Origin of the sequence: Paenibacillus sp. OK076 (assembly GCF_900110055.1) — a bacterium.
Taxonomy (GTDB): Bacteria; Bacillota; Bacilli; order Paenibacillales; family Paenibacillaceae; genus Paenibacillus.
Genome location: NZ_FOCH01000001.1, coordinates 3,287,134 through 3,309,431 on the forward strand (window position 1 = coordinate 3,287,134; position 22,298 = coordinate 3,309,431).

The 22,298-nt window shown below is 45.2% G+C and carries 19 protein-coding genes; 3 read left to right on the top strand and 16 right to left on the bottom strand.

Going from position 1 to position 22,298, the window contains the following annotated elements:
- Window positions 1-11: 11 nt before the first annotated feature.
- The 5 genes from BMY78_RS14450 to BMY78_RS14470 all read right to left on the bottom strand — a co-directional run bounded on the left by BMY78_RS14450 (window position 12) and on the right by BMY78_RS14470 (window position 5,546).
- Window positions 12-1,505 carry a sensor histidine kinase gene (locus tag BMY78_RS14450; protein ID WP_090899811.1) on the bottom strand — a complete coding sequence of 498 codons (1,494 nt, stop codon included), beginning with the start codon at window positions 1,503-1,505 and terminating at the stop codon, window positions 12-14.
- Window positions 1,502-2,200, bottom strand: coding sequence for a response regulator transcription factor (locus tag BMY78_RS14455; RefSeq protein WP_063562821.1), 699 nt, complete (start codon window positions 2,198-2,200; stop codon window positions 1,502-1,504). The genes BMY78_RS14450 and BMY78_RS14455 overlap by 4 nt, the downstream gene beginning before the upstream one ends.
- Window positions 2,193-3,515: a hypothetical protein gene (locus BMY78_RS14460; protein ID WP_143067035.1), complete on the bottom strand. Its 1,323-nt coding sequence runs from the start codon at window positions 3,513-3,515 to the stop codon at window positions 2,193-2,195. Before BMY78_RS14460 ends, BMY78_RS14455 begins: the two co-directional genes overlap by 8 nt.
- Before the next feature lie 22 nt (window positions 3,516-3,537).
- A complete protein-coding gene (locus tag BMY78_RS14465) occupies window positions 3,538-4,263 on the bottom strand; it encodes a phosphonate ABC transporter ATP-binding protein (RefSeq protein WP_076289134.1) in 726 nt (241 codons plus the stop codon).
- Window positions 4,264-4,346: 83 nt separating this feature from the next.
- A complete protein-coding gene (locus tag BMY78_RS14470; protein WP_090899817.1) occupies window positions 4,347-5,546 on the bottom strand; it encodes an MFS transporter in 1,200 nt (399 codons plus the stop codon).
- Between the two features lie 201 nt (window positions 5,547-5,747).
- Between BMY78_RS14470 and BMY78_RS14475 the strand changes: the two genes are divergently transcribed.
- Together BMY78_RS14475 and BMY78_RS14480 are read left to right on the top strand one after the other, a co-directional pair.
- Window positions 5,748-6,668: an ArsR/SmtB family transcription factor gene (locus BMY78_RS14475; protein ID WP_090899820.1), complete on the top strand. Its 921-nt coding sequence runs from the start codon at window positions 5,748-5,750 to the stop codon at window positions 6,666-6,668.
- A 46-nt stretch (window positions 6,669-6,714) separates the two neighbouring features.
- A complete protein-coding gene (locus BMY78_RS14480; RefSeq protein WP_090899823.1) occupies window positions 6,715-7,479 on the top strand; it encodes an HAD family hydrolase in 765 nt (254 codons plus the stop codon).
- 89 nt (window positions 7,480-7,568) lie between these two features.
- Here the strand turns inward: BMY78_RS14480 and BMY78_RS14485 are convergent, their stop codons facing one another.
- From BMY78_RS14485 to pdhA, 9 genes are all read right to left on the bottom strand, one after another.
- Window positions 7,569-9,917: a type IA DNA topoisomerase gene (locus BMY78_RS14485; RefSeq protein WP_090899826.1), complete on the bottom strand. Its 2,349-nt coding sequence runs from the start codon at window positions 9,915-9,917 to the stop codon at window positions 7,569-7,571.
- Window positions 9,918-10,043: 126 nt separating this feature from the next.
- Window positions 10,044-10,511, bottom strand: a complete 468-nt coding sequence (locus BMY78_RS14490) for a ferric iron uptake transcriptional regulator (RefSeq protein ID WP_090902463.1) — start codon at window positions 10,509-10,511, stop codon at window positions 10,044-10,046.
- 302 nt (window positions 10,512-10,813) lie between these two features.
- A complete protein-coding gene (locus tag BMY78_RS14495; RefSeq protein ID WP_090899829.1) occupies window positions 10,814-12,301 on the bottom strand; it encodes a glutamate synthase subunit beta in 1,488 nt (495 codons plus the stop codon).
- 625 nt (window positions 12,302-12,926) lie between these two features.
- Window positions 12,927-13,415 carry a dihydrofolate reductase gene (locus tag BMY78_RS14500; RefSeq protein WP_090899832.1) on the bottom strand — a complete coding sequence of 163 codons (489 nt, stop codon included), beginning with the start codon at window positions 13,413-13,415 and terminating at the stop codon, window positions 12,927-12,929.
- A 55-nt stretch (window positions 13,416-13,470) separates the two neighbouring features.
- The gene (gene thyA / locus BMY78_RS14505; RefSeq protein WP_090899835.1) at window positions 13,471-14,265 is read right to left on the bottom strand and encodes a thymidylate synthase; all 795 of its coding nucleotides are present in this window, start codon (window positions 14,263-14,265) and stop codon (window positions 13,471-13,473) included.
- 511 nt (window positions 14,266-14,776) lie between these two features.
- Window positions 14,777-16,192, bottom strand: coding sequence for a dihydrolipoyl dehydrogenase (lpdA, locus tag BMY78_RS14510; RefSeq protein ID WP_024630356.1), 1,416 nt, complete (start codon window positions 16,190-16,192; stop codon window positions 14,777-14,779).
- A gap of 3 nt (window positions 16,193-16,195) precedes the next feature.
- Window positions 16,196-17,509 (bottom strand): dihydrolipoamide acetyltransferase family protein, encoded by a 1,314-nt coding sequence (locus tag BMY78_RS14515; RefSeq protein ID WP_090899838.1) that lies wholly within the window; start codon window positions 17,507-17,509, stop codon window positions 16,196-16,198.
- 175 nt (window positions 17,510-17,684) lie between these two features.
- On the bottom strand, window positions 17,685-18,662 hold the full coding sequence (locus BMY78_RS14520; RefSeq protein ID WP_062325380.1) for an alpha-ketoacid dehydrogenase subunit beta: 978 nt from the start codon (window positions 18,660-18,662) through the stop codon (window positions 17,685-17,687).
- 105 nt (window positions 18,663-18,767) lie between these two features.
- Window positions 18,768-19,835, bottom strand: a complete 1,068-nt coding sequence (gene pdhA, locus BMY78_RS14525) for a pyruvate dehydrogenase (acetyl-transferring) E1 component subunit alpha (RefSeq protein WP_056690070.1) — start codon at window positions 19,833-19,835, stop codon at window positions 18,768-18,770.
- Between the two features lie 255 nt (window positions 19,836-20,090).
- On the opposite strand from pdhA, the gene BMY78_RS14530 reads away from it, so the two are divergent.
- Window positions 20,091-20,825: an alpha/beta hydrolase gene (locus BMY78_RS14530; RefSeq protein WP_090899841.1), complete on the top strand. Its 735-nt coding sequence runs from the start codon at window positions 20,091-20,093 to the stop codon at window positions 20,823-20,825.
- A gap of 157 nt (window positions 20,826-20,982) precedes the next feature.
- Here BMY78_RS14530 and BMY78_RS14535 read toward each other — a convergent pair whose 3' ends face one another.
- Entirely contained in the window at window positions 20,983-21,453 is a 471-nt protein-coding gene (locus BMY78_RS14535; protein ID WP_090899844.1) for a low molecular weight protein-tyrosine-phosphatase, read from the bottom strand.
- 1 nt (window position 21,454) lies between these two features.
- Entirely contained in the window at window positions 21,455-22,123 is a 669-nt protein-coding gene (locus tag BMY78_RS14540; protein ID WP_090902466.1) for a trimeric intracellular cation channel family protein, read from the bottom strand.
- Between the last annotated feature and the right edge of the window lie 175 nt (window positions 22,124-22,298).

Consider the following 22,298-nt stretch of genomic DNA (forward strand, 5'->3'; position numbering starts at 1 on the left):
CCAACAAAAGATTATGTTTCTTCCTTATCGGACTCTGTCTGCTGGGCCTGTGTCTCCTGAACTTCTTCAGAGTCATTGTTATGCTTATGAGCTTCACTCACCACAGCCTCTTCTTCAGGTAATGCTGGTAAAGAAACGGTAACTGTAGTTCCCGACCCAAGCTCACTCTGAATCGTGATTGTGCCGTCATGCAGTTCCACAAGTTCCTGCGTAATGGCAAGCCCCAGCCCAGTCCCCCCGTTTTGGTGATTTACCTGGAAGAACCGGTCACGTACCTTGATTAAATGTTCTTCACTGATACCAATACCCGTATCCTGAACAGCAGCTATGATCTGACCCTTCTCTTCTTTGACAGAAAGGAAAATCCACGAATTCTCATGAGAAAATTTAATCGCGTTGTCAACCAGATTAAGAAAGACCTGTTTCAGCCTATTGCCATCCCCAAATACGTTAAACGCACGCGTCTCATCTGTGTCCAGCTTGAGATGTACTTGCTTTTGCTCCGCTTTGGCCCAGACGTTCAACATCGTTTCCTGAACAATTTCTCGAATGCTGACCGAGCCTTTTACAAGCTTCATCTGATTTTGCTGCAATTTGGAGAAATCGAGCATTTCTTCAACAAGACCGATCAATCGCTCGGTTTCTTTGGATATAATACTCATTCCAATTCTCGTTTCATCGGGATCATACCCGCCTGAATCCAGGGTTTCGCTCCACCCTTTGATACTGGTCAGAGGTGTCCGCAATTCATGCGAAATAGATGAAATAAAATCGTCTTTAATCTGGTTACTGCGTACAATCTCATGTGCCATGAAATTCAATGTAGATGCAAGTTCACCAAGCTCGTGCTTGTAATTCCCTTTAACTCTGACATCCAGACGTCCCCGGGCCATTTGAGCCGAAACGGCTGTAATGTTATTGAGGGGTCGCACAATTGAATTCGCCATTCCGATACTGATAATTAAAACAATGACTAGTACAGCCACGCCTACAGCAACGGCAAGCAGTCCCATAACCAGAAGCTTGGAATTAACCATATCCAGCGAGGTGAGATACCTCACAATATACGTATTTTCGCCACCCAAATCTAGCTTGTGAGATACAGCCATGACTTGCTCACCCGTAAGGGGTTGTCTACCCACCCAACGGCCTATGCTTCCGTTCATAGCCTGTGATATATCACTCGTTTGAAGAACGGCATGCTCGGACTCAAAAGCAGTTGAACTAGCTAAGACTCGGCCATCCATATCAAGGATTTGCAGCTCGGTACTACCCAATTGTAAATTGGCGAGCAAATACGATAAATTATTAGCCTCGTCCGTACGAGATAACGTCTCTTTAAAATCATTCGTCGAAGTAATCTGCTGATTAATCGTATTATAAATACTCTCGTAATAATACCTTTGCACTGCAATCAAAAATACGAATTCGACCAACAGCAGAGCCAGAAAAACTACAATAAAGTAATGTAGTACGATCTGCCGTGTGATGCCTTTTTTGATCATTGATCCCGGCCCTTCCATTTGTACCCGTGTCCCCATACAGTCTGCAGGTACTCAGGTTCGGAAGGATTGTTTTCAATTTTCTGACGCAAGCGGCGAATGTTTACGTCCACGATTTTGGGATCACCCATATACTCTTTGCCCCACACATGATCCAGCAGCACATCACGACTGAGTGGTGTGTTTTCTTTTTCTAGGAAAAATTGAATCAAGGAAAATTCAGTTGGTGTTAACTCAATTAATTCATTTTGTTTCTTGAATTGCTTGGAGATCAGATCGAGCGAGAACGGCCCTGATTGGAACGTTACCTTTGCAGCTGTCTCCCGGTGAACATTGACCCGGCGAAGCAAAGATTGTATACGTGCAATAAGCTCGGTTGGACTAAACGGCTTACTTACGTGATCATCTGCCCCAACGGATAGCGCATATACCTTGTCCTGCTCTTGCACTTTGGCTGTCAGGAAAATAATTCCTAGACGTTCATTCGTTTCACGGATTCGTCGACACACTTCAAAACCGTCAATTCCAGGAACCATGACATCCAGCAAAGCCAAGTCAATATCTGGTACGGATTGTAAAATACGAAGCGCTTCATGTCCGTCCCCCGCTTCAAGCACTTCGAACCCGTTTCTCTTCAAATTGATAACAATAAAACTGCGGATGGATTCTTCATCCTCAAGAATAAGTACTTTACTCATTAAGTTCGTCCTTTCTGTTCAGATGCGACATATTGTCCAGTAATCCACCATCGTTATTCGCAGATTGTGCGCTACGATAGGCAATCACTCGATCATTTGATTTGGTAATTTCTTTCCACCCTTTACCCTTGTCTTGTTCCCACTGCGTAAGTGTGAAATATTTAATTTCACCCACCGTTTCATCCGTATCAATCATTTTGAAACGAATATATTTCCCCTTTTCTGATTTGGTATCTATCGTAACTTTTCCGTACCAATCCGTTTTCAGGTTAAGATGGAATGCATTCGCATCATCACGATACTGGAAGGATACGAAATCTTTACCATCCTTACCATTCCATTGATAGAAAGTATAGAACCACATCCGAGCATCAAATACGTAATGTTCCCAGCCTCTGGGTGTTTCCTTCAATCCAAATTCAATAATACCATCATTATTAAAATCACCGCTTAAAATTTTGTCATCTCTATAAGTTTGATCAGGGGAATTGAATGCATACACCAGTTTGTTGTCTTTTACATACACAATCTGTGTAAACGTACTTCGGTCGTCCAATTCAGCATCCAATAGAAAGCCCACTTTATCTTTGGCAATTTGACCACCAAGTGCATTATAAAATTCTTTTACTGTATAGTCTGTTTGTATTCGGTCTACTTCCTTGAAGCTGCCATCATCATATTGATATAGAGCAATGGAGGCAAATCCGCTAGTATTGAGCGAAACGATTGCAAAATCATTTTTTTTGTCCCCGTTCAGATCCAAAGGATTCCCTTGCAAATCATCAATAATTAATTCATTATAAGGTACACCGCCCATCACCTGTTCAAGGGCCCCTCCTTTATAGGAATAGGCCATTAAGGCTTTCTGCGCTTCAAGGCTCACTCCAAGAACAATATCAGGATTGCCATCGTTTGTGATGTCCAGCAGTTTAAACGATTGCAAGGTATTTCCTGGAACATCAAAAGTAAGTTTTTTCACCCAGGTATCACCCTGTTCTTCGAGAAGCATGCCGTGAATCCGCACATTTTCGCTCGGAGTTTCGTAGAAAACAATGGCTTCTCGGGTTCCATCCCCATCCAAATCTGCCACCCGTATCATGCTTGTGTTGTTCAAGTCTTTGGGCCGAATTAATTGGCTTTCAGGGGGTTGTTCTTTCTGTACAATAGTAAGAAGTCTCTCCTTGTCCATCGACATCATCGGTTGTTTCATTAAAAGCTTGGGATCACTCAGGACAGTGCATCCGCTAAGAACGGAGCCGAGTACAATTATAGCTGCTCCCCCCGCTAACAGGCGCCCCCACCGTGAATTAAGCAAATTCATCACTCTTTTCAATAGTTTAAATCATATTTTTTTCTTGTTGTGTCAAGCGACGTCCACGTATATCAAAAGCAATTTTGCCTTCCGCAAGACCCCAGATGCGGGTCGCATGTTTCTCTGCCATTTCAATCGGCAATACTGCTATCACGGTAGCTCGTTCCTCTTCGCACAATTTGCGCAGCGTTTCCAGCACCGTATCTGCGGTATGAGGATCAAGTCCGATGACAGGCTCATCTGCCAAAACAACTTTGGCACCATGCGCGAGCGCTCTGGCAATTGCAACACGCTGCTTCTCGCCACCACTGAGCTTCTCTGCCGTCTGGTGTGCTTTATCCAGCAATCCGAGCCCTTCCAGATAATCCATCGCACCCATATAATCATCCGAACGAACCATACCTGTTACCATTCTCCACAAAGGGGTTTGACCAGACCGACCGATCAATACATTTTTCAAAGCTGTACGTCTCGGATACAATTGCGGATTCTGTTCCAAGTATGCCCATTCCCGTTTAATTTTCCGTTTTCCGGACCAACCTTCTTTTATAATCTCGGCGCCGTCCACCGTAAATTGACCACTATCCCATTTTTCCATCATAGCAAGGCATTTAAGCAGCATGCTTTTCCCGCTGCCACTCGAGCCTACTACACCGATCATTTCTCCCTGTTGCATATCGAACCGTATATCCCGCAGAACCGGAACCCGGTCCGCTCCAACGGATTTGCTTAAACCCTCAACTCTGATCATCGCGATGTCTCCTCTTGTCCATGTTTTTCCCTACTACTAGTGTACTCGGAAATGGACATCAATTTCCATGCGAACACCAGCTTCTATTTTACCACAGATTCGAGCATAGGTTTACGACGAAATAATACACCTGCTGCACCAAAAAGAAGATACATGAATCCAAGCAAAATAAACATGCTTCCTGGTGAAATCCAATTGATCACTTGCCCACCCAGATTCGGTCCAATGATGCTTCCAATTGTAAAATGAAATGAGGCCACCACATTCGCTGCAGGCAGGAGCGCTTTTGGCAAAATATCTGCGGCATAAGCCAGGCCAAGCGAGAAAAATGAACCTACCAAACCGCCTGCTATGGTCAACAGCACAAGTGTCCACCAGAAATGTGTGCCCGCAACAGGAACCAGCATGAAGATGATACCGCCAGTAATCCCGGCAAACATTAACGTTTGCTTCCGCCCATAACGATCACTCAACATGCCTAGCGGTAATTGCAGGAACAGACCACCAATTCCGACAAAAGGCAGCAAGGACGATATCTGATTGGCATCCAGACCAATACGCAGTCCGTATACCGGAAAATTGCTGTTCATCCCGGCTTCCATGTACCCGTACAATAACGCAGGCAACAGCGCATACCATGCCCAACCCAGGCTCCGACGGAAACGGCGTTCAGGCAGTTGTCCATGTTCAGCCTTTTCCGGCTTCGTATCGGGAAGCTTCATTAATACAAGGATAAGCACAGCAGCCATACACACGAATAATACCCAGAATGGAACGGCATCTCCAAACCCAAGCAGTTTGATTCCCAATGGGCCAATACTGAATCCTAAACCATAAGACATGCCATATAAAGAGATGTAACGTCCGCGTTTTTCGGGTGCGGTCACCAGTAGTACCCATAATTGGGCAGAATAATGGAGTGCACTATCCCCGATTCCGACGACGAGACGCAATATGAACCAAATTTTGATATCCGGAAAATAAGGAAACAGAATCAGGGGAATCATGACAAATAACAGTCCGCCGATAATCAGCTTTTTGAAACCAATAGCTCCCAGCAATCGTTCGGCCACCAAGGTCATGGCAAAAGAGCCAACGTACAGTGCGGCTGCATTCAATCCGTTTAAACCCGGTGAGACTCCCTTTTGCTCCAAAAAAATCGAGAGCACCGGTAATAAAAGGCCCTGACTGATCCCCGCCACAACAATAACGGTAATCAGAATGAGATAGTTTGATGTAGAATGTGATAATTTGGGGGTGGTTATAGATGACACAAAAATCATTCCTCCTGCAAGCATACAAAGAAAAATCGCCATCACTGACGACCTTTCAGATGTTATATCTATTCTATTGATCATGCATGGTTAAGCCTGGGGTTTTGCCCTGGACTTGAACATTATAGTGGACAACGCCCTGCAAAACAAGCCATAATAGTACTTAAGTCGCTGCGTACATTTAGATGTGACGGGAGGATTCTGCATCATATGGCTTATCATGTTAAAATCGATGTTTCACCGATATATGAAATGCTCAACAGCTTTTTGGTCTATGTAACGAAGAAATGGATTCAACATCTGGATGTTGGCCCCGAATGGATCATTGAGGTGGAAGGCAAACTAAGTTCCAATGTTCGAGCAGCGCTCGCACCTGCTGCCACCTGGCCTTTTGATGACTTTGATGTATTATTTGCATGGGCGGCCTATCGGAACACTTCTAATGAGAATATTGATTTTCTGGATATGCTTGCTGGACTGACAGCCGAAGAGCTGTTCGCACGCGTATCTGTTCTGCTTCCCCATCTTACAATAGAAGAATCTACACGTATTCGGGATAGCTATGTGCCACTTTTACGACTCTGGGATCAGCATTACTGCCAGAATATGAGTGAGGATTATCGTACCTGGCTCGAGGAAGACGCTGAAGAGAAACGCGTACTGCTTGATAAAATGGGGCCTGAACTCCTTATTGAATACGCTACTGCGGGTGTTCTGGTTGAACCGATGCCTGGACTGGATGAAGTTATCCTGTTTCCAACCGTCCACAACCGTCCTATTAATATGTACTGCTTCTATGAGGGCATGATGATCATGCAGTATCCTGTAGACGCACCGGAAGAGGATGAAGACCAACCACCGACCTGTCTGCTTCGTTTCACACATGCCCTGGCTGATCCGGAAAGACTCCGTCTGCTCCGCTACGTGTCAGGTGAACCGAAGTCGCTCGCCGAAATGTGTGAAGAGTTGGGCAAAGACGAGGATATGGTTAAAGATCAGGTTATGGCACTGCGCATCGCTGGACTGCTGCGAACCCATCTGCTCGGCAGTAATCGGAAAGAGAAATACAGTATTCGACCGGATGGCGTATCTGAATTGAACATGTTCCTGGAATCCTATATTCGCATATAAAAATATGAACAACTGTGCTGCTGCTGCTGCAAGGAGTGAATTGGATATGAAAATAATAAAACAACATATTTTGTTTGATCTCGATGATACACTCGTGTACTGCAATAAATATTTCAACCTGGTGCTTGGTGAATTCTTCGAGAACATGCAGGAGTGGTTTGACGGACATGCCCTAACGGTTCAACAAATTAGGGAAAAGCAGCTGGAGATCGATGTAACCGGGGTTAACAAACTGGGATTTGCAAGTCACCATTTCCCGCAATCCCTTATTGATACTTACCGTTACTTCTCCCAGAAGTTCTCAAAGCCAACCTCTCATCAAGAAGAGTCTTACCTCACCAAATTAGGAATGAGTGTATATGACCAAGAGGTTGAGCCTTATCCGCATATGGTCGAAACGCTGGAGAATCTTAAGTCAGCTGGACATGCCCTGTATCTGTACACAGGAGGAGAAACCGTAATTCAGCAGCGGAAGATTGACCAGATGAAGCTCTCGGCTTATTTCGATGACCGGATCTACATTCGGCAGCATAAGAACATTGAAGCGCTGGAAGGGATTCTCTCAAATGGCCCGTTTGATCGTCGTGCAACGTGGATGATTGGTAACTCACTGCGCACAGATATCATGCCAGCAGTGACGGCTGGTATCCATAGCATATATATCAAGCAGCCTAACGAATGGCAATACAATATGGTGGAGCTTCAACCTAATCCCGAGACATCGATGTATACCATCACGGCCCTGGAAGAGGTACCGAAGGTCATCCATGAAAATATACAACAGCAGCAACAGAAAAGGACCCTTGGGTAAGGGTCCTTTTCTTATTGGTTTAATAATATTTGAATTTGCGCTGGTATATCAGGCTGCACGTTCTTCTTTCTGCTTTTACATCCAAAGCCTTATGCATCCTGCTTTTCCGCAGATAGTTTGCCTGTTGCCTTATCCTGCAAAATAATACGTGCTTTCACCGTACTTCCGTCTTTTCGTTTAAAAGCCAGTACCTGAGTACTCCCCTTTTCAATCAACGCTTTCAACATCGTACTGGTGATTTTTTTGCCGACGTACTCTTTCCAAATGACAAACCCGCAGCCTTCCTTAAAGCGTGTACAGCCATAACCTTTCTTGCCTTCAATAATCTGACCGGTGCAACCCGGTGATGGACAAGATGCCAGCGTTTCACGAACGCCCGGTTGACTGGAAGTCGAAGATCGAGTTTGTGCCGTCGCGTTCGCGACACTGCCAGTTCTGGATGACGTTTCCGACGTTTGACGTGAAGTCTTCGAACCTGCACGGGTACTTGAGCCAGTACCTGATGTCTTGGTGGAAGTTGTTCTGTTGCTGGTTTTCTGGGTTTTGGCTCCCTTGCCTTTCCCCCGTCCTCCACGTGTATCTTCACCAAAAGCATCCGCTGGTGCCGGTGCCTGCACACGTACTTTATCAATAATGGACATCGTAAATTTCTTGACGTTCTCCATAAACTTGTCCTGGCCCGCTTCACCTTTGGAAATTTGATACAATCTTCTTTCCCACTGACCTGTCATTTCAGGCGAGGTTAACAGATCTACGCCTGCCTTGCGGATCAATTCAATGGCTGTCCGGCCCTTCAACGTCAGTTGCATCTTTTTACCCTGCATCGTAATGTAACCCACGTTTTTAAGTCGTTCTATCGTTGCCGCACGTGTCGCAGGTGTACCCAGTCCACTGTCTTTCATCGCATCACGCAGCTCTTCATTCTCGATCTGTTTCCCTGCACTCTCCATTGCTTTCAGCAACGTTCCCTCAGTGTAACTTTTGGGAGGCTGGGTCGCCTTCTCCTTGAATTCACTTTTGGTACATTGAACAGGCAACTCAGGTTGAACGGCAAAAGCCTTATCCGTCCATTCCTCTGCTTCCTCTTCTTCGTTGCTATTTTTCTTTGTCTTTTTCTTGCCTGTCTGCTCCTGATCTGAAGATCCCAGTACCACCTTCCACCCCAGTGACAGCAGTTCTTTCACAGAGGTCTTGAACTGGTGCTTCTCAACGTCAGTGAGCACGGTATGCTGCTTGTACTCTGCTGGCGGATAGAAATGGGATAAGAAACGTCTTACGATCAGATCATAGATATTCTGCTCATCCTTGGATAACGTACCCGGTCGTTTCAATGTAGGCAGGATCGCATGGTGATCCTCAACTCTGGACGGGTTACATACACCTTTGTTTCCTTTATGAACAAGTTCAGGTTTCGCTCCTTGCGCCAGCTCACTATAAGGTCCGTTTTTAAGCAAATTCAGCGTTTTGTGCATCCCTTCAATATTCTGTTCCGTAACGTAGTTTGAATTTGTCCGTGGATAAGAGATCACCTTATGTTTCTCATAAAGCGCCTGTGCAATATCCAACGTTTTCTTCGCCCCATATCCATACTTGGCATTTGCTTCACGCTGCAAAAGGGTCAGATCATACAACCGGTATGGATACTCCTTGGTCTGTTTTGCTTCGTACTTGGTAATCTGTCCCTTCTTCCCCTTCACACTGGTCGCAATCGATTCAGCCACGGCGGGGTCGGTCAGCTTGTCTCCTTGACGTAATCCCCTGTACTCCACTCCTTCCTGACGAAACCATGCGGCTACTTCATAAAAGGTCTGGGACTGGAACGCTTCAATCTCCATTTCCCGATCATAGATCAAGGCCAGTACCGGGGTCTGCACCCGGCCTACAGAGAGCAAGGTATTATGTCGTGTAGTGAAAGCCCGGGACGCATTCATGCCAATCAACCAATCCGCTTCACTACGAGCCCGGGCAGCATGGGTCAAATTCTCAAATTCCGAGGCGGCTTTCAAACCGTCAAAACCACGTTTAATACTCTCTGCGGTCAGATCCGATATCCAGAGACGTTTGACAGGCTGACGCAGCTTCAACTGCTGTTGAATTAAGGCAAAAATATACTGTCCCTCTCGCCCTGCATCACAAGCATTAACGATGGCCGAGGCTCTTTTCGCAAGTTCTCCGATCATTTTCAGTTGATCTTTCGTTCTGGGGTTGGGTACAATCTTGAACTGATCCGGAATGATCGGCAGATCGCCGATATTCCAGCGCTTGTACTTTGAATCATAGGCATCCGGTTCAGCAAGTCCCAATAGATGGCCAATCGCCCAGGTGATAATGTAATGCTCACCTTCCAAATAATTGCGATTGTTCTTGGCTCTTGGTTCTATGACGGCGGCAATGGTTCGGCCCATGTCGGGCTTTTCCGCAATAACCAGTGTCTTCATCCGTCCATCTCTCCTCCTTCACCGTCCACATGACGGCAAAAAGGGGCCTTCCGCCCACGGAAGCCCCTTGCTTCTGAAACTTATTATATCAGATTTTGGTTGCGGGAGCATCCTCCCCAATTGGATTTACCCTGCTGCCTGTTCATTCAAAGCCTGCTTTGCTCTGCACTCTTTGCATACGCCCTGAAAATCAAGCCGATGGTCTGTAACCGCAAATCCGTACTGCCGCTCAATTTGTTGTTCCAAACGAAGCAAGCCATCCTCCATAATCTCTTCTACAATGCCACACTCTGTGCAAATCAAGTGATGATGGTGGTGTGAGCCATCCGTACTTCGCAAGTCGAAGCGCGCAGCACCGTCCCCAAAGTTTATCTTTTCTACGACCTGAAGATCACTAAGCAGTTCAAGCGTACGATATACTGTAGCCAAGCCAATCTCGGGGAATTGTTCCTTGACCAGCAGAAATACTTCCTCTGCGCTAAAATGATCCTTCTCATGCTCAAGTAGCACACGTACCGTAACTTCTCGTTGCTGCGTCAGCTTATAACCTTTTGCAACCAACTGTTTTTTAATGTCATTAATCTGTTCTGAAATGGATTTGTCCCGGTTACTTGCCATAAAGATTGCACCTCCGGATATTATAATTTCACAATTCGTGTAGTTTTCAATGAAGTGTCATTACATTTCTTATTTATAATAATTATAATGTAATAATAAATCTTTATGAGATAAAAAGCAATGCTATACCTCACAGTTGTCTAAAATAATTGTTGCTGAACGTCTCTGGATCTCATAAAACAACAAAAAACCCCCGCTAATTGCGAGAGTTTTGTTGTATCAGTTATATATTCTATTCATAATTGCAAATACATATCCACTTGTCGCTCATTAACTCATTATACGAGAACTGTAGAACCCATCAAGTATTTGTCCACTTCACGGGCAGCTTCACGACCTTCATTAATTGCCCATACAACCAGACTTTGACCACGACGCATGTCACCTGCTGCAAATACTTTATCCACATTGGTATTGTATTTGCCGTAACGTGCCTTAACGTTGGTACGACGGTCTGTTGCAAGTCCAAGTTGTTCCACCAAAGTCTGTTCCGGTCCGTCAAAACCGATAGCAATCATGGCCATTTGAGCTGGGAAGACGCGCTCTGTACCCGGAATAGGCTGATAGATTTTACGTCCTGTCTCATCTACAATACGTTCAATTTGAACGGTGTGAAGTTCTTTGAGGTTACCCTCATTGTCACCCACAAATTTGGTTGTCATGATGGAGAACTCACGCGGATCGTCACCGAACAATGCTTTCGCTTCTTCCTGTGCATAATCAAGAGTATATACGTTCGGGAATTGCGGCCAAGGGTTATTAATGCGATCACGTTCCATAGGAGCCTGAGTATGTGTACCAAATTGTGTAATGCTTCGACAACCATGGCGAAGCGATGTAGCTACACAGTCGGAACCAGTATCCCCGCCACCGATGACGATAACATCCTTGTCCTGTGCGGACAGATAGTTTCCATCCTCCAGATTGGAGTCCAGGTAACTTTTGATACTGCCATTCAGGAAATCCATCGCGTAGTGTACGCCTTTCAAGTCACTGCCTTCAATGTTGAACTCACGTGGTTTGGTTGCACCGCCACACAGAACAACCGCATCATAATCATCCACCAGTTGCTGCGCAGCAATATCTTTACCGATCTCCGTGTTCGTTACAAATTGAATGCCTTCTGCTTCCAATAAATCAACACGACGCTGAACGACGTTTTTGTCCAATTTCATGGTAGGGATACCATACATCAGCAAACCGCCGACACGGTCAGAGCGCTCGTATACCGTCACTGAGTGACCCGCTTTGTTCAACTGAGCTGCAGTAGCCAGTCCCGCAGGACCTGAACCTACAACTGCTACACGTTTACCCGTACGTTTCTCCGGAGGCTGGGGAACCACCCATCCTTCTTCAAAACCCTTTTCAATAATCGCTTCTTCAATCGTTTTGATGGTTACAGGTTCACCGATCAGTCCCACTGTACATGACCCTTCACAAGGAGCAGGACAGACACGACCTGTAAACTCAGGGAAATTATTCGTTTTGTGCAGACGGTCAAGCGCTTCTCTCCACAAACCACGATACACCAGATTATTCCATTCTGGAATCAGGTTATGCACAGGGCAGCCCGACGTTCCGCCAGTCATATCTATACCTGTATGGCAATACGGGGTACCACAATCCATGCATCGTGCACCTTGTGTTCTGAGCTCTTCTTCAGCCATATGTTTATGAAACTCTTCCCAATCCTTAACCCGCTCCGCTGGTTGGCGGTCCGCAGGCAGCTGCCGTTTGTATTCCATAAATCCAGTAGGTGTAGACATCTTACGTTTTCCCCCATCCGTTCTTGTCTTAATCCCTTCATCTGCATGGTTCTATATGAAATGGATTACTCATGTTTGAGTTTTTGTATATTGTATCACAAAATCTTCTCGAAGATATTTCAATTATAGTAGCACTTTGCATGCTGAATATTAAATGGATTATCCGAATAATTATTTGTATTTTATACATCATATCGTCCAAGTCTACCCATGGTCAATACCCTTAAAATGGTTATTTCTAAGGTATGGCTATTTGAAATTAGGCGTTTATTTAAAGGAAAAACGATCGAAACGTCATTTGAATGTGAGGTAATTTGTCATTAAAAACAACAGTTTATGCTGTTTTACGCCAGAAAATCCGAATAATATCTCATTTTAGGACTTTACAACGGTGAAATCCTACATTTTTTATACTTTTTTACCACAGAGTGTTTTAGAGGCTATGTATTATATTCATACTTCTGTTAATACAGCGTCACCTTTATGTTATTTATATGTCATTTCATAATTATTTCATTTAATTTTTAAAAGAAAAAACGCTGTTCACGAATGTTTCGCAAATCAGCGCCCTTCTATTTCGTAAATAGCGCATGTTGGGGCTCTTCTACTTCATTTTATGTCCCTTTTACTGTTTTCGTTCATAGAACTCAAACGTATACGCATAAACATTTTTTTCATCTTGCTCGCCTTCGATCTGTTCTGTTAGCTCCCACTCCGACCAATCCACTTCCGGGAAAAAGGTATCCCCCTCAAAATCCTCATGAATTTTGGTCACCACCAGACGATCTGCGAGCGGCAAAAACTCACGATAGACCTGGGAGCCGCCAATAACGCAAAGCTCTTCGCCTTTTGTAACTTCCAGACCCTCTTCAATCGAATGCACCACTTCAGCCTGATTTGCTTTGTAGTTCAGATCTCTGGTTACGACAATATTCCGGCGTTGCGGAAGCGGTTTTCCCCCAAAGGACTCCCATGTATTGCGTCCCATAATAATTGTTTTGTTTAACGTACGTTGCTTGAAAAAGGCCATATCTTTAGGCAAACGCCACGGAATGGAATTATTCAAACCAATGACACCATTCTCGCCCATCGCCCATACAAGTTCAATGCTCAAAGATTACACACTCCTTCAATCCGTGTCTGTTTAGAGATTGCTCCAAATCACGCACTTATACTGCAATCGGAGCTTTAATACCCGGATGATGCTGATAGTTCTCAAACTCAAAATCATCAAACGTATAATCGAAAATGGAATCCGGCTTGCGCTTGATTACCAACTTAGGCAGCGCAAATGGCTCACGCTCCAGCTGAGTTTTCACTTGTTCCACATGGTTTGAGTAGATATGAACGTCCCCACCGGACCAGATGAACTCTCCCACTTCAAGATCACACTGCTGTGCAATCATATGTGTCAGCAGCGCATAGCTGGCAATGTTAAATGGCAGTCCGAGGAACGTATCTACAGAACGCATGGTAAGCATACATGATAGTTTACCCTCAGCCACGTAGAACTGAAACGCGAAATGACAAGGAGGCAGTTTCATGTGGTTAATCTCCGCCACATTCCAGGCGCTAACGAGGTGACGCCGTGAATCCGGATTATTTTTGATCGAATCAATAACAGCAGCAATCTGATCGATCTTCTCTCCGTTAGGTGCTTCCCAAGTACGCCATTGTGATCCATATACCGGACCCAGGTCGCCATTCTCGTCGGCCCAATCGTCCCAGATCTTCACACCGTTTTCCTTCAGATAGGCTATGTTCGTATCCCCACTCAAAAACCACAACAACTCATGAATGACTGATTTCAGATGGATTCGTTTGGTTGTTACCAGCGGGAACCCTTCGGACAAATCATAACGGAGCTGTCTGCCAAATACCGACTGTGTTCCAGTTCCGGTGCGATCTCCTTTATGCACACCTGTATCCAAGATATCCTGTAATAAATCGAGATAGTTTTTCAAATTATATTCCCCTCGCACTTTTTTTTCATACTAAACTAAAGAATATTTACACTTACCACTCCGATGACAGAACAACCTTCCGATCGCTGTTATCACCAGATTTTTTTGATTTCCTTTTCCAAAAGTATAAAATCCGGGGATAAAGGCGAAGCGTATGCTTCCGATGCAGCTTTCCTTCAGAAAGCTTTTAGCTCCGCTTCTTCAGGTTTTTTCTGTCCTCTACGTTCTCGTGTAAAAGGTTAGTTTAACTAACTTAAATACTAAATATATAGACCGTGATTGGCTTGGAGCCACATCATAACTGATCATTACTACAGTGTACCACAATTGAGTTGTTGGATAAAATCAATTCACTAAACCTTTTGAGTGTGTAACTTTTCATCATATCATATACACTGGTATCTTGAATTTCTCGGCTTTTGCTCAGAAAAAAGAGACGAACAACGCGTTAACGTCATTCGTCTCTTCTGATTTACGTATAATGCCGGACGAATCCGAAGCTTAGACGATATTAGCGGGAAATGATGTGGATCGGGTGACCCATAACCAGTTCCGCAGCTTCCATCACGATTTCGCCCAAAGTTGGGTGAGCGTGAATAGTCAGCGCCAAATCTTCCAGAGTAGCACCCATTTCGATTGCGAGACCAAGCTCAGCAATCAGGTTGGAAGCTTCCAGACCTACGATTTGGCAACCCAACACGAGGCCGCTTTCTTCGTCAGCAACGATTTTCACGAAGCCTTCAGCGTGGTTCAAAGATACAGCACGGCCATTACCCGCATAAGGGAATTTGCCAGCTTTTACTTTGTAGCCTTTTTCTTTAGCTTCTTTCTCAGTGTAACCTACGCTGGAGCACTCAGGATCTGTGAACACAACTGCCGGCATACATTTGTAGTCAACTACAGATGGTTGTCCTGCGATCGCTTCAGCAGCCACTTTACCTTCATAAGAAGCTTTGTGGGCAAGTGCCAGACCGGATACGATATCACCGATTGCAAAGATGTGAGGAATGCTAGTGCGGCCTTGGTGATCAACTTTAACGAATCCACGCTCGTCAACGTCTACGCCAATCAGGTCCAGACCAAGCTCTCCGTCTGTGTTAGGACGACGTCCAACAGTAACGAGCAGGTAATCTGCAGTTACTTCTTTGGATTCACCGTTTACAGAATATTTAACAGTTACATCTTTATCCGTTTGCTCAGCACTTTCAGCTTTTGCACCCGTTACGATTTCGATGCCTGTTTTCTTCATGTTTTTAGCTACGAGGCTAGTCATGTCTTTATCGAAACCTGGCAGTACCGTATCCAAACCTTCGATGATTGTTACTTTTGCACCGAATTTGGAGTACATTTGACCAAGCTCAGCACCGATATAACCGCCACCGATAACGATCATGCTTTTTGGAACTTCAGGCAAGTTCAGAGCTTCTGTCGAAGACAGAATGCGTCCGCCAAACGGGAAAGGTTTCAGCTCGATTGGACGGGAACCTGTTGCAATGATTGCATTTTTGAATTTGTAACGCGGAGACTCGTGATCATTGAATACACGGGCTTCGTTTTCGTTGATGAACATGCACTCACCGTTGAAAACTTCAACTTTGTTGCCTTTGAGCAAACCAGCTACGCCGCCAGTCATTTTCTTAACAACGCCGTTTTTGAATTCTTGAGTTTTGCTGAAGTCCACTTTTACGTTCTCAGCAGAGATACCAAAAGCTTCGCCGTGCAATGCAGACTCATATTGGTGTGCAGCCGAGATCAGGGCTTTGGATGGAATACATCCACGGTTCAAACAAACGCCACCCAGTTCGGATTTGTCTACGATCAATACGCTTTGGCCCAGTTGAGCAGCACGGATGGCAGCTACATAGCCACCAGGACCCGCACCAATTACTAATGTGTCGATATTGAGAGAAGCGTCGCCTACTACCATATCTTACACCTCCATAACAAGCAGCTCAGGGTTAGCGAGCAGCTGTTTAATGTAATTCATAAAGTTTTGTGCTGTTGCGCCATCGATGATACGGTGGTCGAAGCTCAGGGAAAGAGCCATTACAGGTGCTGCAACAACTTCGCCATTTTTGATAACGGCTTTTTCGCTGATGCGTCCAGTTCCGAGAATTGCAACTTCAGGGAAGTTGATGATCGGAGTGAAGAACATACCGCCAGCAGAACCGATGTTACTGATGGAGATTGTGCTTCCTCTCATTTCGTTCGCGCTCAATTTGCCATCGCGGCCACGAGCTGCCAGATCACGAATGGAATCAGCGATCATCCAGATGGATTTACGATCAGCATCTTTGATAACAGGAACGATCAGGCCGTTGTCTGTATCTGTAGCGATACCGATGTTGTAGTATTTTTTGTATACAATTTCATTAGCTTCTTCATCAATCATAGCGTTCAATGCTGGGAACTCACGGGAAGCTGCAACCAGAGCTTTAACGATGAATGGCAGATAAGTAACTTTTGTACCTTTTTTCTCAGCAATAGGTTTCATGCGAGTACGGAAAGCAACCAGCTCAGTTACGTCCACTTCGTCCATGATTGTAACGTGAGGTGCTGTGTAAGCCGATTTAACCATCGCATTGGCAATTGCTTTACGGATACCTTTGAATGGTACGCGCTCTTCTTCCACACGTTGATCAGCTGCAGCTGCTGCTGGTGCTGCGGATTTTTTCTCTTCTTGAGCCGGAGCTGCGGAAGATGCCGCTGCGGAAGAACCGCCACCGTTTTTGAAGGATTCAACATCTTCTTTGGTAACTTTACCGTTGTTGCCAGTACCGTTAACCTGAGCGATGTCTACGCCTTGTTCGCGGGCAAATTTGCGCACGCTTGGTGTTGCCAGAACGTCTTTGGCAGGTACTGCCGGAACGCTGTTGTTTCCGCCTTCTTTTGCTGCATCCGAGCTGGAAGCTGCTGCGGAAGAACCGCTTGTGTCAGCTCCACCTTGAGCTGCATCTTTTTCTTGCTCGCCTGCAGGAGCGTCGTCTTGCTCAGGAAGCTCGCCTTCAGCGTCGATGATTGCAACAACTTCGCCAACGTGGCAAACTTGGCCATCTTTTGCGAATACTTCTGTTACTGTGCCGTTAACCGGACAAGGTACTTCAACGACCGCTTTGTCATTCTGTACTTCCATGATGATATCGTCGTCAGTTACTTTATCACCGACTTTGATGTGCATCTTGATGATTTCGCCTTCGTGAAGGCCTTCGCCCAGTTCAGGGAATTTGTATTCAAATTTAGCCAACTGAAAAACCTCCTTGATTATGTCTCAATCCTGAAAACAACCCTTAACTCCAAGAAACAACCGTTACTGCTAGTGCAATAAACTGTTACTCAAGGGGCTAATGGCTGTTTACAGTGCAGCTTGCGCTGCGGTGTGGATCACCATACTGCGCCTTGCGGCATGTCAGATGATTAAATTAGAAATTTACGACTTTGTTAACCGCAGCAACGATACGCGCTGGGTTAGGAAGCCATGTATCTTCAATTTGTGCAAATGGATATACAGTATCCGGACCAGCTACACGCAGAACCGGTGCTTCCAAGTGCAGGATTGCTTTTTCATTGATTTGGGCAATGACTTCAGCTGCAACACCTGCGCTCTTTTGAGCTTCCTGTACAACAATTGCACGATTTGTTTTCTTAATGGAAGCAACGATCGTATCGATGTCGATCGGGCTAACCGTACGAAGGTCGATAACTTCAACTTTGATTCCTTGTTTTTCGAGCTCTTCTGCTGCTTTCACAGAAGTGTGAACCATCATACCGTAAGTAATGATCGTTACATCAGAACCTTCACGAACAACGTTCGCTTTGCCCAGCTCAACAGTATAATCTTCTTCAGGTACTTCTGCACGGAATGCATGGTACAAGTTCAAGTGCTCCATGAAGAATACAGGGTCGTTGTCGCGAATAGAAGCGATCATCAGACCTTTTGCATCGTAAGGGTTAGAAGGAACTACCACTTTGATCCCCGGAGTTTGTGTAAGCAAACCTTCAAGGGAATCTGTATGCAATTCTGCCGCTTTTACACCGCCACCGAATGGTGTACGGAATACGATTGGAGAATTGTATTTACCGCCGGAGCGGAAACGCATACGAGCTGCTTGAACTACCATTTGGTCAAGGGCTTCGAAGATAAAACCAACGAATTGGATCTCGGCAACCGGACGGAAGCCTTGAACACCCAAACCTACAGCCAGACCGCCAATAGCGGACTCAGCGAGTGGAGTATCAAATACACGCTCTTCGCCAAACTCTTTTTGCAGACCTTCCGTTACACGGAAAACGCCGCCTACATTACCTACGTCTTCACCGAAAAGCAGAACGTTAGGATCACGTTTCAACTCAACGCGAAGCGCATCACGGATTGCTTCTTTCATGTTCATTTGTGCCATTTGCTTCATTTCCTCCTTAAACATTGACAGTTCACATTTGAATTCATACATGTATACCGGGACACCGGAACCCGTCCCGGATGTTTATGCTTTATCGGAAAAAACTTATTGGAAATCAGCTTTTTGCTCTTCCAAGTGCTTAGGCGTTTGTTCGAACATGCTGTCGATCAAGCCTGAAATCGTCATTTTCTCGGTTTTTTCCGCTTTTTTGATCTCTTCGTTCACTTTTGCTTTTGCTTCTTCTTTCACACGTGCTGTATCTTCTTCAGTCCACAGACCTTTTTTCTCCAGATATTTAGCAAAACGCGCGATTGGATCTTTTACGCTCCACTCAGCCTCTTCTTCTTTCGTACGATACTTGGAAGCATCGTCAGAAAGGGAGTGAGGACGGAAACGGTAAGTTACTGCTTCGATCAGAGTTGCGCCTTCGCCGTTACGACCACGTTCAGCAGCTTCCTGAACCGCTTTGATAACTGCGAAGATGTCCATACCGTCAACTTTAACACCTTTGATACCCGCTGCTACCGCTTTGTGAGCGATGGACAGAGCTGCCGTTTGTTTTGCAAAAGGTGTAGTGATAGCATAACCATTGTTTTGTACGAAGAAAATAACAGGCAATTTGTAAACACCAGCGTAGTTCAGACCTTCGTAGAAGTCACCTTCTGAAGAACCACCATCACCTGTGTACGTAATTACAACTTGTTTTTGTTTCTTCAATTTGTAACCCATAGCAATACCCATTGCGTGCAGGATTTGTGCACCAATGATGATTTGCGGCATCAATACATTAACGCCATCCGGGATTTGTCCACCATGTTGGTGTCCACGGGAGTACAGGAACGCTTGATAAAGAGGAAGTCCGTGCCACACGAGTTGCGGAATGTCGCGATAGCCAGGACATACAAAGTCTTCTTTTTCAATTGCAAATTCACTACCAACCATTGTAGCTTCTTGACCAGATACTGGAGCATAGAAACCAAGACGACCTTGACGGCCCAGGTTTACTGCACGGTCATCCCAAGTACGGGTAAATACCATGCGGTACATAATTTCTTTTAATTGATCGTCGGAAAGTTTAGGCATCATGTCTTTGTTAACGATTTCGCCGTCAGGAGACAGCACGGACAGAGCTTCTACATCCTCCGTATATACTTCATAAGGAACCTTGCTCATTTTTTTCTTCACCTCAACAAAAAATTTGAATATCAAGTTCCGCTGTTATAATATTATTATACACCTGTTTCACTGCATACGTCAAAGATATCCGTAACTTTTTTATGTTTCCTTCCGGATTGTATGTATAACAGGGGCTTAATATTGGTATAACAGCATAATACATGTTTGCGTATTTGACCTATCCCCGCACAAGGTTAATCTTACCGTATTGCGCGGTCGAATGCAAAAATTAACCGAGAAAGGTGACGTTTTATGACGGATTCCCGCTATTTGAAACGCACGATTGTGAAGGAAGAGATTGAGAGCCGCTATCTCGGAGAGAAGCGAACACTACGAATTTATCTTCCCCCAGGTTATAACGAATTGTTATCCTACCCTGTCGTTTATTGTCAGGACGGTGAAGAATTTTTCAACTTTGGACGTATCGCCACCACTGCCAACCGTATCATTCTGGACGAGGGAGCCGAACCTTTCATTATAGTAGGAGTTCAGGTTGACGTGTCAGTAAGAACTCAGGAATACGCCCCTTTCGGCGATCGGTTCAAGGCGTATACCTCATGCTTCGCTGAAGAGATTATTCCCTATGTAGAAGAGAAATATCCTGTGCGCCGCTCTCCGCAGGAACGTGTTCTTGCCGGCGACTCATTGGGTGGCAGCGTTTCGCTTCATCTTGCTCTACTCTATCCTGACCTGTTCACACGTGTCATCAGCATGTCCGGAGCGTTCTACTCCGCTTCCCAGGAAATCTACGCTGCAGCTGAAGACTTGTCCTGGTTGTCGATCTGGATGATTGTTGGTTTGCAGGAGACTGCCTTTGAAGCAGACACCGGCACGTATGACTTTGTTCAATTGAACCGGGATACCCGTGATTTGCTTGAAAAACGAGGTGCGCTTGTCTCCTATCAGGAGAAAGACGGGCATCACCAATGGGGATTCTGGCAGAACGAGCTGCCGGAAGCATTGCTTTACTTTTTTCAGGAAAATTAATTCGATCATTGAACAGGGCGGCTGAAATGCCGCTTTTGTTTTGCAATCGCATGATACCGCTTACATCAACACTCAAAAAAGAAGCAGGTTCTCCTGCTTGTCCGCCCGGCTTCTTCTGTTGTATCTCACTTGTCATTCCAAGCAAATGTAACCGATGTTATATCAAAGAATGTTCCTTTTCAATCCGATCCAGCAACACGTCACAACCTGCATCAACCAGCCTGTACACTTCTTCAAAATTCCCCGTATAATACGGATCAGGTACTTCACGGAGCGTCTCGTCCGGCAGCAGATCCATCATCTTGATAATTTCCGCATCGGCACCACCTGTTACACTTCTTACGTTAGCTGCGTTGGAATCATCCATGCATATAATGTAATCAAAATGTGTGAAGTCCGCACTCGCAAATTGTCTTGCCGCCATATTGGCATAAGAAATTTTATAGGAATCCAGCAATGTTCTAGTCCCCTCATGCGGAGGTTTGCCAACATGCCAGTCACCTGTACCTGCGGAGTCCACTGAAATTTGCTGATCAAGTCCTCTTTCACTCACTTTATGACGGAGGACAGCCTCAGCCATCGGCGAGCGGCATATGTTGCCCAAACATACAAACAAAACGTTAATCATGTTATTCCCCCTTACTCAAGGTGCGGTTAAGTGGCGCTGGTGCTGTCTGAGGTTTTACACTCTCCGTTTGTACCAGTGAACGACGTGGCAGCTTCCATTTATAATGAACAGAGCACATCCGGAAGAACACAACTGCGGCGAAGCATATTAACAGTCCAGCGTTCGTTGTAAACCATCCCATACCTATGGCGAAACCAGCTGTTATAGCCCAAACAGCATAAATTTCATCGCGCAGTACTAACGGCTTTCTTCCTGCCAGCAGATCACGAATGATCCCTCCGCCTATACCGGTCATTACTGCGGCTACAATAACCGCACTAATGGGATGTCCCATATCGGCCGCGTATAACGCCCCTTGAATCGCAAATGCTGCAAGTCCAATCGCATCGAACAGCGCTTCAGTCCGCTTCCAGTGACCAATCCACTTAAGAGGAAGTACAAACGCAATCGCGACAGATATAAGAGCGAGCATAATCAGCATTCCCTGGCTCCACAGCATCGTTACGGGTACACCAATGAGAACATTACGAATGACTCCGCCTCCGAATGCGGTCACCAGACCCAGCACCAGCACGCCCAAAATATCATACTCTTCTTCCATTGCCACGAAAGCTCCGGACATTGCAAATGCGATGGTACCTATAATGCTGAATACTTCAAAAATGTGCAAGTCCAACCTGTTCAAACCTCACTTTTCAAGTCATCTCCATGTTGCTCTACCCATTGTATCCGCGCATGCCGAAATTGTGCAACCACATTTTGTGGATTATACTGGTTTTGTGAATGATTTTTGCACCATACTAACACCTTAATTAGAAGTGAATTGTTTTTTATTGATCAGGAAG